Annotated in this window: 12 protein-coding genes; 8 read left to right on the forward strand and 4 right to left on the reverse strand. The window is 68.6% G+C overall.

Going from position 1 to position 13,679, the window contains the following annotated elements; all coding sequences use genetic code 11:
• Nucleotides 1-166: 166 nt before the first annotated feature.
• Together AB0N89_RS00005 and AB0N89_RS00010 are read right to left on the reverse strand one after the other, a co-directional pair.
• Entirely contained in the window at nt 167-778 is a 612-nt protein-coding gene (locus AB0N89_RS00005) for a hypothetical protein (RefSeq protein ID WP_364198397.1), read from the reverse strand.
• Nucleotides 775-1,371, reverse strand: coding sequence for a TetR/AcrR family transcriptional regulator (locus AB0N89_RS00010; protein WP_364198400.1), 597 nt, complete (start codon nt 1,369-1,371; stop codon nt 775-777). Before AB0N89_RS00010 ends, AB0N89_RS00005 begins: the two co-directional genes overlap by 4 nt.
• A gap of 88 nt (nt 1,372-1,459) precedes the next feature.
• On the opposite strand from AB0N89_RS00010, the gene AB0N89_RS00015 reads away from it, so the two are divergent.
• From AB0N89_RS00015 to AB0N89_RS00030, 4 genes are all read left to right on the forward strand, one after another.
• Nucleotides 1,460-2,356, forward strand: coding sequence for an alpha/beta hydrolase (locus AB0N89_RS00015; RefSeq protein ID WP_364198403.1), 897 nt, complete (start codon nt 1,460-1,462; stop codon nt 2,354-2,356).
• Nucleotides 2,353-2,973, forward strand: coding sequence for a VC0807 family protein (locus AB0N89_RS00020; protein ID WP_364198406.1), 621 nt, complete (start codon nt 2,353-2,355; stop codon nt 2,971-2,973). Before AB0N89_RS00015 ends, AB0N89_RS00020 begins: the two co-directional genes overlap by 4 nt.
• A gap of 179 nt (nt 2,974-3,152) precedes the next feature.
• Nucleotides 3,153-4,259, forward strand: coding sequence for an endonuclease domain-containing protein (locus AB0N89_RS00025; protein WP_364198409.1), 1,107 nt, complete (start codon nt 3,153-3,155; stop codon nt 4,257-4,259).
• Between the two features lie 55 nt (nt 4,260-4,314).
• A complete protein-coding gene (locus AB0N89_RS00030) occupies nt 4,315-6,705 on the forward strand; it encodes a hypothetical protein (RefSeq protein WP_364198412.1) in 2,391 nt (796 codons plus the stop codon).
• Between the two features lies 1 nt (nt 6,706).
• On the opposite strand, the gene AB0N89_RS00035 is transcribed toward AB0N89_RS00030, so the two are convergent.
• Nucleotides 6,707-7,504, reverse strand: coding sequence for a hypothetical protein (locus tag AB0N89_RS00035; RefSeq protein ID WP_364198415.1), 798 nt, complete (start codon nt 7,502-7,504; stop codon nt 6,707-6,709).
• Between the two features lie 42 nt (nt 7,505-7,546).
• The gene (locus AB0N89_RS00040) at nt 7,547-7,975 is read right to left on the reverse strand and encodes a hypothetical protein (RefSeq protein ID WP_364198418.1); all 429 of its coding nucleotides are present in this window, start codon (nt 7,973-7,975) and stop codon (nt 7,547-7,549) included.
• Nucleotides 7,976-8,108: 133 nt separating this feature from the next.
• Between AB0N89_RS00040 and AB0N89_RS00045 the strand changes: the two genes are divergently transcribed.
• The 4 genes from AB0N89_RS00045 (at nt 8,109) to mshC (ending at nt 13,579) form a co-directional block, all read left to right on the forward strand.
• Nucleotides 8,109-9,506 (forward strand): sigma 54-interacting transcriptional regulator, encoded by a 1,398-nt coding sequence (locus AB0N89_RS00045; RefSeq protein ID WP_364198421.1) that lies wholly within the window; start codon nt 8,109-8,111, stop codon nt 9,504-9,506.
• Nucleotides 9,503-11,461, forward strand: coding sequence for a VWA domain-containing protein (locus AB0N89_RS00050; protein WP_364198424.1), 1,959 nt, complete (start codon nt 9,503-9,505; stop codon nt 11,459-11,461). Before AB0N89_RS00045 ends, AB0N89_RS00050 begins: the two co-directional genes overlap by 4 nt.
• Nucleotides 11,462-11,500: 39 nt before the next feature.
• Nucleotides 11,501-12,265 (forward strand): MerR family transcriptional regulator, encoded by a 765-nt coding sequence (locus AB0N89_RS00055; RefSeq protein WP_364198427.1) that lies wholly within the window; start codon nt 11,501-11,503, stop codon nt 12,263-12,265.
• A 75-nt stretch (nt 12,266-12,340) separates the two neighbouring features.
• Nucleotides 12,341-13,579 carry a cysteine--1-D-myo-inosityl 2-amino-2-deoxy-alpha-D-glucopyranoside ligase gene (gene mshC, locus AB0N89_RS00060; protein WP_364198430.1) on the forward strand — a complete coding sequence of 413 codons (1,239 nt, stop codon included), beginning with the start codon at nt 12,341-12,343 and terminating at the stop codon, nt 13,577-13,579.
• Nucleotides 13,580-13,679 lie beyond the last annotated feature (100 nt).

Genomic DNA, 13,679 nt, shown 5'->3' on the forward strand with positions numbered 1-13,679 from the left:
CAAAACACTCGGCTGGCAAACACCAGCCGAGTGCCTACGACGACTACTCTTCCCGAACGAAACAACCAACGTTGCAACCACCAGGTGAATCCGCCAGGCCTTCACGGACTTGCCACCCGACACAACACGTTCGCCGTACCCCCTCGGATAGAACCGGCCTTACCGCTCAGTCGTAGAAGCCCATGCTGGTGGACTTGACCTTCAGTTGCTTCGTCGTGGTCAGCGTTCCGCCGTAGTGGTAACAGCGGATACCGGTGTCCACCAGCTCATCGTCGACACCCAGCCGAACTGTGGTCACCTCGGGGATCTTGTCGCAGCGAAGGACGTCCTCGGCGTCGAGCGGGTCGCCGTTCTGGAAGGCCATGATCGATTTGTGGAATTCCCGGTGCACCTCGTCTCGGACCAGGAAACGCGCCTTCGCGGTGATCTCCTGTTTGTAGCTGTCGAAGGCCTTGCCCGGGGAGTAGTCGTAGACCCGGGCGTCGATCTGGACGGTCTGGTCCTTTAAGCGGGCCGAGCAGCTCAGCGATGAGCCGGAGAACCCGCCGCACTGAAGCGTGAGGCCGGGGTTCGGGCCGCCGATCATGCTCTCGGCCCGCACCTTGATGTCGTACTGGACCTTGCCCACCAGGTCGCTCGGCGAATCACCCCGTTCGGCCACCGAGGTGGGCATGGGGCTGGGGACGAGTTCCGTGGTGGTCTCGTCGTACCTCGGTCCGCACGCGCCGAGCAGGGCGAGCGAGGCGGCGGCGAGCACCGGCGCGGCGCGACGTGTCATGGGGTTTTCCTCGGGGCGGCGGTGATCCTCGAAAGGTGGAGGTCGATCAGCGCGACGGCCTCTTCGCCGGACTGATAACCCAGCAGCACGGCGTCTCCCAGGCCCGACAGCAGCGTCAGGAGCAGGACGGCTTCGGTCGAGGGCTCGACGGTGGGTGACAGGTCGCCCGCGTCCCGGGCGGCGGCGATCATGGCCGCCAGTACGTCGCGAAGCTGGCCGTGGCCGGTCCGGAAGTGACCGGCGATCTCCGGGTCCTTGAGCGCGCGCACCAGGAAGGCGTTGGCGACCAGCGCGTCGGCACGGGCTGCGTCGTCCAGGGGGAGCAAGGCGACGAGCAGGTCCCGCACGCTGGGCTCACCCTCCGGGGTGGCGGCGGTGATGCGTTCTTCGAGCCCGCTTCGCAACGTGGTCGTCGCGAAGCGCAGCATTTCGTCCCTCGATGCGAAGTAGTGCTGGACGAACCCTTTCGAGATGCCGGCTTCGGCCGCGACCTCGTTCAAGCTGACGCCTTCGAGTCCCCGATCGGCCGCGATGCGACGGACGGCCGCGGCGATCTGCTGCCGCCGGTGCTCGTGATCGACTCGCTTCGGCACCCGCTCCTCCTTTTGGCAGTCCGATCGGATTGCCAACTTGTCACCAACCGCTTTACAATCCGATCGTACCGTAAAAAGAGGAGGGCGCATGAAGGTGGGCGGATTCGCCTCGGCGGAGGCACGGGCCGAGTACGAGGTCAGCTACGAACGCGGTCTGGCCGCGCTCCCCGCACCGGCCGGGATCCACGACATCCGGACGGCGTTCGGGGTGGCGCGTGTGTACCGGTTCGGGTGGCCGGGCGGGACACCGATCGTGCTGTTGCCCGGGCGGGCGGGGACCGTCGTCATGTGGGAACCCAACCTCGGCGCGCTGATCGAGCACGGCGAGGTCTACGCGGTGGACCTCATCGGCGAGGCCGGGCGCAGTGAACAGACCGCCCCCATCCGCGACGGCGCGGACCAGGCCGCCTGGCTGACCACCGTGCTCGCCGAACTCGGCCTGGCGTCCGTGCACCTGATCGGGTACTCGTTCGGCGGCTGGCTCGCGGCCAACCTCGCCGTGCGGGCGCCGGACCGGATCGAGTCGCTCACCGTCATCGATCCCGTGCTGACGTTCGGCGGGCTGACCGCGGGGCTGGTCGTCCGTGCCACGCTCACCGCGATCCCCGTCGTGAGCCGGTGGACCCGGCCGTCGTTCCTCCACTGGATCTCCGATGGCGCGGAAGTCGACGCCACGGATCCGGTCGCGCGGGTGATCGACGCAGGGATGCGGACCTACCGCATCGCCCTGCCGTCGCCCAAGCTGTTCACCGACGCGCAGTTGCGTTCTCTGCGGATGCCCGTGCTGGCCCTGGTGGCCGGGCGCAGTGTCATCCATCGGCCGGAGCGCGCGGCCGCCCGCGCACGGAAGCTCCTTTCGCGGGGGCAGGTCGAACTGTGGCCGTCGGCGACCCATGCCATCGCGGGGGAAGCCGCGACCGAGGTCAACGCGCGCGTCCTGAAGTTCCTGGCCGACTGCGAAGCGGAAGGGAAGACACCGTCGTGACGACGCGCGGCAAGAACCCGACGCTTCTCCTGCTGCTGTGGGACATCGCGCTTCCGCTGGCCGCCTACTACGGCCTCCGGCTCGCCGGGCAGAGCGAACAGGTCTCGTTGCTGGCAGGGGCTGTGCTGGCCGCCTGCCGGATCGCGTGGGTCGCCGTCCGCGACCGGTCCTTCGACGGCTTCGCCGCGTTGCTGGCCGGCGTCCTCGGGGTCGGGCTCGTGCTTTCGCTGGTCACCGGCGACGCGAAGTTCCTGCTGCTGAAGGAGTCCTTCGCCACGGCGGCGGCGGCGATCGTGCTGTTGGTGAGCTGTTTCGGCCGCACGCCGATGGTGCTCGTCGCCGTGCGCGCCGGCTCCAGCGCGGCGAAACGCGCGGAGATCGACAGGCTGAGTGACGAGGTCCCGGGCTTCCGCCGATCCTTCACCCGGATGTCGGCGGTATGGGGAGTCGCTCTGCTGCTGGAGGCCGTGGTCCGGGTGCCGCTGGTCTACCTCTTGCCGGCCGACGTGATGAACGCGCTGAGCGTGGTCTTGCTCCTCGCGGTCATCGGCGGGCTTTCCCTCTGGTCGGTCCGGCACGCCGAAAAGATCCAGAAGAGACACACCGCGGCCGCCTGAGCGTGTAACGGTCAGTGGCCTGACGACGTCCTGTCCAGCGGGAACGAACAGTGATCACGGGGCGGGGTGGATCGGTGGACTGCGGTCAACGGACGAAGTACGGCAGTGCGTGTCGCAATGCCTCCTGGGCCGGCTGGAAAGCTCATTGGCCGTCTCCTGTCGATCCTGGCCGGTGTCGCTTGCATCTCAGTACTGCGGACAAAGCCATCGTCGAGCTTTGGGCGGGGAACGAGCCGCCGACGTCGGCTCCTGAGGATGAACCGGCTTGCTGGTCGTGGCCGGCCATCGGCGGCGAGGGGAACGGCCGGGGTGAGCACGACGAGACTTCGGCGGTGGGCCAATGCCTGCTTCAGCGGTGGCAGGATGGGCGATGCGCGATCTGCGGGGAACGCGAAAAGCTCTATCAAGATCATGATCACGACAGCGGGCTGGTGCGCGGACTATTGTGTCAGTCGTGCAATACAGGCGAAAACGGAAGTCCGATCTGGGAAAAGTACAGAGAGCGGCCGCCGTGCCGGATCCTGCGGCTCGAATTTCGTTATTTTGATCCTAATCTCGCCGACTACGCGCCTGACCTTGCTGAATTTCGAGCGAGCTTGACGGACCTTGTCTTCGGGGCGTGTTTTCGTTGCTGTGCTGCCAAGGGAGACCGGTGTGGTTGCCCGCCCTTCTATCGGCTGGATCCGATCAAGCTCGCGGGTAGTCTCGGGAATTTTGTTCTGGCCGCGGCGACGATGAGGGTCAATGGCATCCGCCATCTGCTGCAGAGTTCGGTCACGGACCTGCAAGGACTGGAAGGACAGTTCGTTCGAGACTTGATCCTGTTGCCGCGCCTCGACTACATCGCGGGAAAATGGTTTGGCGGTAAAGAAGCGGCTTCGATGGCTTCAAGGTCGGTCGACCTCGTCGAACGGTCGTACGAAGACGAACCCGTCGGGTTTGCGACTGCCGAGGTCGGTGTTCCCGTATTCTTGTGCGGTAGGCTTGTGGCGGCGATGGCGGAAGCGGGAAAGATCGCCATGCTCAACAGTGACCCGATTACGCAGGGAAATTGCCTTCAGATCTCGTCTAGTCTCGGTTTGGCTCTGTCCAGTGTCGGTTCCGGCAGCGTGGCGGAAGTCGAAGCTGGTTTGCTTGTCCTTTTGTCTTCACTCTTGCTGTGGGTGGCCGATCGGGTTCTTCACTTTGCCTGGGAGTGTGAGAACCCGGAGTACTCCACCGGGTTGGCTGAAGCATTTCGATCGGACGCCGAACTCGTCCGAGAATTGCTGGCGAGAGTGGGCTAGTTCCGGAAGGGGAGATCCTGCGCGCTCGGAAAAAGACGGTCGGTATCCTCGACGGGTGAACCGGTCGCACGACAACCGAGTCGAGGACGCCGAGGTCCACGGCCATGTCGTCCAGGTCGGTCAGGTCCACGGCGATCTCGTCGTCGGCGCCGGCACCGGCGAAGCTCCCGCCCTGATCCCGCTGTGCGAGGCCGATCCCGTGCGCCTGGGGGTGCACCGGCCGATCCGATTCGGCGACGATACGTCGATGCCGGATTACGTTCCGCGTGACGTGGATCCGGAAGTGCGTTCGCTGGTCGAGAGGGCCGCGGAAGCCGGTGGGTTCGTACTGCTGGTCGGAGGCTCCTCCGTCGGGAAGACCAGGTCGTTGTTCGAGGCGCTTCGCGCGGTCGTGCCGGACTGGTCGCTGACCCACCCGTCAGGCGAACAGCGACTGACCGGTCTGGAGCGTGTCGTCGTCTGGCTGGACGAACTGCAGCAGTACCTGAACGGCAGGGACGGGCTGACCGCGTCCGACGTACGAGACCTGCTCGGCCGTGAAGTGATCATCGTAGCCACGCTCTGGCCGCACTACTACGACACCTACACCAGGACCACGGAGACCGTAGAGGACGACCGTTACGCCTTCGAGCGGGAGCTGCTGAAGCTGGCGACGGTGGTCCGCTTGGGAGCCGACTTCACCGCGGCGGAGACGGAACGGGCTCGAACGGCCGCTGCCCACGATGCCCGGCTTCGGCACGCACTGGAGGCCAAGGACTTCGGGGTCGTGCAGGTCCTCGCGGCGGCGCCGCAGATCGTGCACCGCTGGGAGAACGCAGACGGCTACGCGCGAGCCGTCTTGACGGCCGCGATGGACTGCACGGTGCTAGGCACCCAGCAGCCCGTACCCGCCGAGGTCCTGCGCGCCGCCGCTCCCGGGTACTGCACGCTCGCCGAACGGGCGGGGGCGCCGCCGGAATGGTTCGAGAAGGCCTTGGCCTACGCCACGCAGCCTCTGCTCGGCTCTACCGCGCCCTTGATTCCGGTCGCGGAGGAGATGGGCACTATCGACGGTTACCGCGTCGCTGACTACCTGTTGCAGCACGCCGCGTCCGGACGCCGGACGGTGGTGCCGCCAGAGGCGTTGTGGGCGGCCTGCGTCGCACATCTGGTCAGTGAGACCGATGTGGCCCGGATCGGCAGGGCCGCTCTTGCCAGGCAACGCTACGGGCTCGCGCTGCCTCTGCTGGATCGCGCCGCCGAGGCCGGGCTGCCGGTAGCTCTGCACGACCTGGCCGAAGTGCATCGCAAGATGGGCAACGCGGAAGATGCGCGTCAGATCGCGGACCGGTTGGAAGTCTCTGCGGAACCGGATGCCGATCTTCATCGGTTCATGCTCGCGGGGTGGAATTTCGAGGAGATCTTCGACCTGGCGGAGCAAGGCAACGAGTACGCGGTCAGCCATCTGATCGAGTACGGAAACCCCGAGCTGGCCATCGCCCTGTTGCTGGAGTTCGATGACACCGATGACGACTGGGCGTGCGCCAAGCTGGCGGAACGGTATGAGGAGATCGATGAGCTCGACAAAGCCATCGACCTGCTGAAAGCACTCGTGGCACGCGGCCACGATGACTCGGTTCTGGACCTCGCCGAGTATCTCAAGCGGCAGGGCCGGTTCAACGAGTTGCACGAACTGACCGAGGAAGGTTACTTCGACGCGGCGATCTGCCTCGCGCAGGTGCTTGTGGAGCGCGGCGGCGAAGAGTGGGCACTCGACGTGCTCCGCGACTTCGCGGATCAGGGCAGTCGGGAATTGGACTGGGTACTGTCCGACCTCCTGAGGAAACGAGGTGAGATCAATGAACTGGTCGAACTCGCCGAGTCTGGAGTCGAGCAAGCTGCCGGTGAGGCCGCCGAGCTGCTGAAGGAGCGCGGCGAACCGGACCGAGCGCTGGAGCTCCTGAAGCGAGCAGCCGCAAAACCCGAAGCGACGTACGTCAAGAGTCGACTGGCGCGGTCATTGGCCGAGCTAGGCCGGATGGACGAGCTCAAGGCAATGGCCGATGCCGGGAGCGAATCGGCGGCGAGGATCCTTGCCCGGGTGATGCTCACGAACGGGAAAGTGGACGACGCTGCCCACTACAGCGAGGGTGCGTTGGGATCGGACATCGACGAGCTCGTCTCTGCTTTCGTTGACGATGGACAACCCGATCGTGCGGTGGAGCTGCTTCGCAGCAAGAGCGAATCCGGCGAGCGTTACTACACCAACCGGCTCGCCGAGCTGCTCAAGAAACTCGGCCGGGACGATGAGCTCCGGGCAAGGATCGATCTGGGTGACGAGCCCGCTGCCAGATGTCTCGGCGAGCTCCTGATCGAACAGGGGAAGACCGACGAGGCGGAGAGACTGCGCAAGTTCGGTCTGACCCCCGAGGGCGACATCGCGAGTGCTTCGCCTACCTGGTCGTGACCTACGGGTGCCTGTCCGCCTGTTCCGCGAAAACCCGCACCGCTTCGTTGATCGCCGCGCAGCGTGCGTTGCGGACGGCCTCGTTCAGCGGCCGCAAGGCTTCCGCTCGCTGAAGCGCCGCGGACGAGGAGAGCGCGCCGCCGGGATCGTCGGACTCGGCGATGGCGAGGATCGCCGCGATCTCCTCGGACCGCTGCAGCACCCGCAGTGCCCGGCTGGGCATCCCGGCGGGCCAGGGCGAGTCGGTGGCCGAGCGCAACCGCGCCGAGAGTTCCGCTCGCACGCCCGGCCGTTCGCTGGCGACGTCGAGGGTCTGCAACGCGCCGGCACTCGCGCGGATCGCGTCGGTCAGGCCGTGCTCGGCTTCGCCCAGCGGGCGGTATTCGAGGACGCCCGGCGTGGGCACCGAGTACACGGTCCACCGCATCAGGCCCTCGGCGATCGCCTCGGGCACCACGCCGTAGCCGAGATCCGGCAGCACGGCGGCCTCGCCGGTCCGCAACGCGGCCTCGGTGAACGGTCCGCCGCCACCGAGCCCGCGGACGTCGCCGGGCACCGGGAGCAGCAGCTGCATGCTCTTCGCCTCCTGCGAGCGCAGCGCGAGCAACAGCTGGACCGGGGTCGCCGCGCGGTTGAACGCGAGCGGCAGGTCGAACGCCTCGGCGGCCGCGGCGTCGGCGGCGACGAAGTCGTGGGCTTCGCCCCAGACCTGAAGGGCGTCAAGGACGTCGTCGGAGGCGGCGGCTCCGTTCAGCCACGCCGAAGACCAGACCGCGAGGGTCGCACTAGGACGGCACACCGGACTGATTTTAGTCGTGCTTCGAAGCAGGTGTGCCAGAGGTCAGCGTGCGAACAGCGATCGCAGCCTGGTCCCGTTGGCGATCACCGCGACACCGATCAGGACGAGTCCACAGAGTCCTTGTTCGACCCGCATCCACACGGGCAGGAAACCGGGAAGCGAGATCAGGACCGCGATCGCCACGACCATGGCCGCCGAGGCGATCCGCAGCCGCAGGTACGCGCCGCGACGTCCCCGTGTGGTCCCGAAGACGAACAGGAGCAGCACCACCGACGCGATGAGGACGCCCTCGCCGCGGACCCAGACGAGGTCGGTCACCAGGTCCGGCCGGTTCCGCCAGAGGTAGGCCACGACGAGCGCGAGGACGCTGAGGCCGATGTAGGACGAGACGAGCACCTTGATCCGGCGGAAGTCGGCGCGCACGCGAGGGTGGCGGAGTTCGTCGTCCGGCACCGGGGGTTTCTTGGGCATGCGTCCAGCCTTCCGGGGCGGCGCGTCCGGCACATCGACCGATCCTTTGAGCCTCCCTCCACCGATCGGTTGATCCAGAGCTGGAGTTGCTTCACGTCGACAGGGGCCCTGATCGCGACGTAGCGTCGAACGGGTGAACGATGTTCCCGCAAACCTGCCCCGGACCGCCGAGGACCTCCGCGCGGCGGGTCACCTGCCGCGTTCGATCAAACAAGAACTGCACGACAACCTGCTCGCCAAGCTCCGCGCGGGGGAAGACCCCTGGCCGGGGATCGTCGGTTTCTCGCGGACCGTGGTGCCGCAGCTGGAACGCGCCTTGCTGGCCGGGCACGACATCGTCCTGCTCGGCGAGCGTGGCCAGGGCAAGACCCGCCTGCTGCGCACCCTCGCGGGACTGCTCGACGAATGGACGCCCGTCATCGAGGGCGCCGAACTGGCCGAGCACCCGCTCGACCCGATCACCCCGGAGTCGCGTCGCCGCGCCGCCGAACTCGGCGATGCCCTGCCGGTGACCTGGCGCCACCGCGACGAGCGGTACACGGAGAAACTGGCCACACCGGACACTTCGGTCGGCGACCTGATCGGCGACGTCGACCCGGTGAAGGTCGCCGAAGGCCGCAGCCTCGGCGATCCCGAGACCATCCACTTCGGACTCGTCCCGCGCGCCCACCGCGGCATCGTGGCGATCAACGAGCTGCCGGACCTCGCCGAGCGCATCCAGGTCGCGTTGCTGAACGTGATGGAGGAACGTGACATCCAGGTGCGGGGGTACACCCTGCGCCTGCCGCTGGACGTGCTCCTGGTGTCGACGGCCAACCCGGAGGACTACACCAACCGCGGCCGCATCATCACCCCGCTCAAGGACCGGTTCGGCGCGGAGATCCGCACGCACTACCCGCTCGACGTCGACGCGGAGATCGCGGTCGTGCGGCAGGAGGCGCATCTGGTCGCCGAAGTCGGCGAGCCGCTGCTGGAGGTACTGGCCCGGTTCGTGCGGAACCTGCGCGAGTCGGCGGTCATCGACCAGCGGTCCGGCGTCTCGGCCCGCTTCGCCGTCGCCGCGGCGGAAACGGTCGGCGCGGCCGCGCTGCGCCGGTCGGCGCTCACCGGCGAGGAACCGGCCGTGGCGCGTCCGGTCGATCTCGACGCCGTGCCCGCCGTCCTGCGCGGCAAGCTCGAATTCGAGCCGGGAGAGGAGGGACGCGAGACCGAGCACCTCGTGCACCTGCTGCGCCGTGCGGTCGCGGAGACTGCCCGCTCGCGGTTCGCGGGCCTCGACCTCCTGCCGCTGGCCGACGCGGTCGAGGCGGGACATCTGGTGACCACCGGGGAGCGCGTCCCGGGCAAGGACATCCTCGCCGCGCTGCCGGAGCTGCCCGTGCTCCACGACGTCGCCGTCCGCGCCGGGGTGAGCCCGGACGAACCGGCGGGGCGGATCGCGGCCGCCGTCGAACTGGCGCTGGAATCGCTGTTCCTGTCGAGGAGGCTCGCCAAGGACTCCGACGACTCGACGACCGTTTACGGCCGATGAGCTTCCTTCCCGAGGGATATTCGTACGGGCCGTGGCACGACGGCCCGGATCCGCTGGCGCCACCGGCGGACCTGAGGGACGCGCTCGACGAGATCGGCCGCGACGTCATGGCCGGAGCCTCGCCCCGGTCCGCGCTGGAGGAGCTGCTGCGGCGCGGGACCCCGCGGACGGCAGGGCTCGACGAGCTGACCAGACGGTTGTGGCAGCGCCGGTCGGAGATCCAGCGCCGTCACCGGCTGGACGGCACGCTCCAGGAGGTCCAGCAGCTGCTCGACCAGGCGCTGGAGGCCGAGCGGCGCGAACTCTTCCCCGATCCGGACGACGACGCGCGCTTCCGTGAAGCGCAGCTGGACGCGCTCCCGCCGGGCACGGCGGCGGCCGTGCGCGAACTCGCCCAGTACGACTGGCGTTCGGAGCAGGGCAGGGAGAACTACGAGAGGATCCGCGACCTGCTCGGCCGTGAGCTGCTGGATTCCCGCTTCGAGGGGATGAAGGAGGCACTGCGCAACGCAGGACCGGAGGAGGCCGAGCGAGCGAACCGGATGCTCGCCGATCTCAACGACCTCCTGGCCGCACACGCCCAGGGACGCGAGGACGTTCCGGAGCGGTTCGCGGAATTCATGCGCGAACACGGCGAGTTCTTCCCGGAGAACCCGAAGAACGTCGAGGAGCTGATCGACGTCCTGGCCGCTCGCGCCGCCGCGGCACAGCGGATGCTCAACTCGATGACGCCGGAGCAGCGCGCCGAACTGGCGGAGCTGTCCCAGCAGGCGTTCGGCGATCCCCGGCTCGCGCAACAGCTGTCCACTTTGGACGCCCAGCTGCGCGCGCTGCGGCCCGGCGAGGACTGGACGTCGTCGGAACGGTTCCGGGGCAACGATCCGCTCGGCCTCGGCGAGGGCGCGAGGGCGATGTCCGATCTGGCCGAGTTGGACGCGCTCGCGGAACAGCTCGGGCAGTCCTATCCGGGCGCGAGGCTGGAGGACATCGACGTCGACGCGCTCGAACGACAGCTCGGCCCGGATGCCGGCGTCGACGCTCGCCGGCTGTCCGAACTGGAACGCGAGCTCCGCCGTCAAGGGCTGTTCGAACGAGCGCCCGACGGCACGCTCCGGTTGTCCCCCAAGGCGTTGCGGAGGCTGGGGGAGACGGCGCTCTCCGACGTCGTGAACGCGTTGCGCGGCAAGGCGGGAGAGCGGGAGACCGAATCCGCCGGGGCCGCGGGCGAGCCGACCGGCGCGACCAGGCCGTGGCGGTTCGGGGACATGCAGCCGTGGGATGTGTCGCGGACGGTCCGCAACTCGGTCCTGCGCTCGGTCTCGGTGGGCGAGCGATCGGTCCGGATGGACGTCTCGGACGTCGAGGTGATCGAGACCGAGCACCGGTCGCGCGCGGCGGTCGCGCTGCTCGTGGACACCTCGTGGTCGATGGTGCAGGAAGGCCGCTGGCTGCCGATGAAGCAGACGGCGCTCGCGCTGCACCAGCTGATCAGCACCCGGTTCCGCAACGACGCGCTCCAGCTGATCACCTTCGGCCGCTACGCGACGTCGGTCGAACTGGCCGAGCTGGTGGGCCTGGAAGGCGCCTGGGAACAGGGCACCAACGCCCACCACGCGCTCCTGCTCGCCGGACGGCATCTGCGGCGGCATCCCGACGCGCAACCGGTGGTCCTGATGGTCACCGACGGCGAGCCGACGGCGCATCTGGAACCTGATGGCACGGCGGAGTTCGACTACCCGCCCCAGCCGAGGACGCTGCTCAAGACACTGTCCGAAGTGGACCGGATGGCGAAGCTGGGCGCGTCGGTGACGGTGTTCCGGCTCGGTGACGATCCTCGCCTGACCGCGTTCGTCGACCTGCTCGCGCGGCGCTCGGGCGGCCGCGTGGTCGCCCCGGACCTCGACGGGCTCGGCGCCGCCGTGGTCGGCGACTACCTGCGGACGAGGAAGCGGTAGGTCCACCCGGCGGATACCCCGTCGGCCTAGGCTGGGCCGATGGGGTATCCGGTGGGAAAGGTCGCGGCGCTCTCGGGGGTCACCGTGCGCACGCTGCATCACTACGACGAGATCGGCCTGCTGTCACCCAGCGGGCGGACCTCCGCCGGATACCGCAGCTACAGCGACGACGACCTCGACCGCCTGCAGCGCGTCCTGTTCTACCGCGAACTCGGCTTGGGCCTGGAGACGATCGCGAAAGTGGTCGACGACCCGTCCCTGGACGCGCTGGAGCACCTGCGGCGTCAGCGGGCGCTGCTCGTGGAGCGGATCGGCGAGCTCACGCGCATGGTCGAGTCCGTCGATCGGGTGATCACGGCGAAGGAGTTCGGCAACGCGCTGACGCCGGAGGAGCGGTTCGAGGTCTTCGGCGGGTTCCGCGAACCGGAGGGCTACGCGGAGGAGGTCGTCCGCCGCTGGGGAGAGACCCCGCAGTGGCGGACGGCGATCACGCCGCGGTCCAAGGAGGAATGGATCGAGGCGGAGAAGGTCCGGGAGGACTGGGTCCGGCGGCTGCTCGCCGTCTTCGACTCGGGCGTGCCCGCGGACAGCGTGGCGGCGATGGACCTCGCCGAGGAACACCGCGGGATGCTCGCGGCGTTCATGGGGGACTGCGACTTCACGACGCACCGCGAGCTCGCCGGGCTGTACGCGACCGAACCGGTCCAGCTCGGCTTCCTCGTGCGGGAGCCGGACCAGCGGCCGGGGCTCGGCGAATACATCCGGGCCGCCGTCCACGCCAACGCCGACCGGGCCGTGGAGTAGCGACTTCGATTACTCCGGCCGTGTTCCCCTCCCACCGGACGGGAACGGCGTGGCGGCTCCGCTTACAGTCGGGGTATGCAGACTTGGTCATCGGTCGACGTGCCCCGTATCCCCGGCACCCTCCGTCCGCTGCGGCTCCACGACACCGCGACGGGGCAGATCCGTCCCACGGCGCCCGGGTCCACCGCCCGGATGTACGTCTGCGGCATCACGCCGTACGACGCCACCCACCTGGGACACGCCGCCACGTACCTGACGTTCGACCTGGTGAACCGCCTGTGGCGGGACGCCGGGCACGACGTCCACTACGTGCAGAACGTGACGGACATCGACGAGCCCCTGCTGGAGCGGGCCGAGCGGGACAAGGACGACTGGGTCGTCCTCGGCATGCGCGAGACGGCGTTGTTCCGCGAGGACATGACCGCGCTACGGGTGCTGCCGCCGCGGCAGTTCGTCGGCGCGGTGGAGAGCATCCCGGAGATCGTCGAGGTCATCGCGAAGCTGGTCGCGAACGGCAGCGCGTACCGCGCGGACGACGCCGAGTACCCCGACATCTACTTCGACCACAACGCGACCGGGCATTTCGGCTCGGAGTCGAACTACGACGCCGAGACCATGGCGAAGTTCTTCGCCGAACGCGGCGGAGACCCGGACCGCCCGGGCAAGCGGCACCCGCTCGACGCGCTGCTGTGGCGGATGGCGCGTCCCGGCGAGCCGTCATGGGAGTCCGAACTGGGCGCGGGACGGCCCGGCTGGCACATCGAGTGCAGCGCGATCGCGGTCAACCGTCTCGGCCTGGGCTTCGACGTCCAGGGTGGCGGCTCGGACCTGATCTTCCCGCACCACGAGTACAGCGCCGCGCACGCGGAGGCCGTCGCGGGGGACCGGCCGTTCGCGCGGCACTACGTGCACGCCGGGATGATCGGCCTCGACGGCGAGAAGATGTCGAAGTCGCGCGGGAACCTCGTGTTCGTCTCGCGGCTGCGCGCCGACAAGGTCGACCCGGGCGCGATCCGGCTCGCGCTGTTCGCCGGCCACTACCGCGAGGACCGGCCGTGGACCGCGCAGCTGCACGCGGACGCCGAGGACCGGCTCGCGCGCTGGCGTGACGCCGTCTCCCTCGGCACCGGCCCGGCCGCGGAGGACACCGTCGCGCGGCTGCGCGACCACCTCACCGACGACCTCGACACGCCCAAGGCGCTCGCGGCCGTCGACGCCTGGGCCGAGCAGGCCCTGAATCGGTCGGGGACCGATTCGGCGGCGCCGGGCCTGATCCGGAACGCTGTCGACGCGCTGCTCGGCATCGAGCTCTGAAAAGTGTCATGAGGGGTCCCCATAGGACAAAGTTCGTCCTATGGGGACCCCCCAGGACACCCCGCTAAAAACCAAAAACGCGCCGGGCCCCCCGGGCAAC

Source organism: Amycolatopsis sp. NPDC089917, from assembly GCF_040684635.1.
Taxonomy (GTDB): Bacteria; Actinomycetota; Actinomycetes; order Mycobacteriales; family Pseudonocardiaceae; genus Amycolatopsis.

Bases quoted from the DNA above. Each gene is read 5' to 3' on its own strand.
- AB0N89_RS00015 (WP_364198403.1), top strand. From the start codon at position 1,460: ATGAAGGTGGGCGGATTCGCCTCGGCGGAGGCACGGGCCGAGTACGAG.
- AB0N89_RS00055 (WP_364198427.1), top strand. From the start codon at position 11,501: ATGGGGTATCCGGTGGGAAAGGTCGCGGCGCTCTCGGGGGTCACCGTG.
- mshC (WP_364198430.1), top strand. From the start codon at position 12,341: ATGCAGACTTGGTCATCGGTCGACGTGCCCCGTATCCCCGGCACCCTC.
- AB0N89_RS00005 (WP_364198397.1), bottom strand. From the start codon at position 778: ATGACACGTCGCGCCGCGCCGGTGCTCGCCGCCGCCTCGCTCGCCCTG.
- AB0N89_RS00050 (WP_364198424.1), top strand. From the start codon at position 9,503: ATGAGCTTCCTTCCCGAGGGATATTCGTACGGGCCGTGGCACGACGGC.
- AB0N89_RS00040 (WP_364198418.1), bottom strand. From the start codon at position 7,975: ATGCCCAAGAAACCCCCGGTGCCGGACGACGAACTCCGCCACCCTCGC.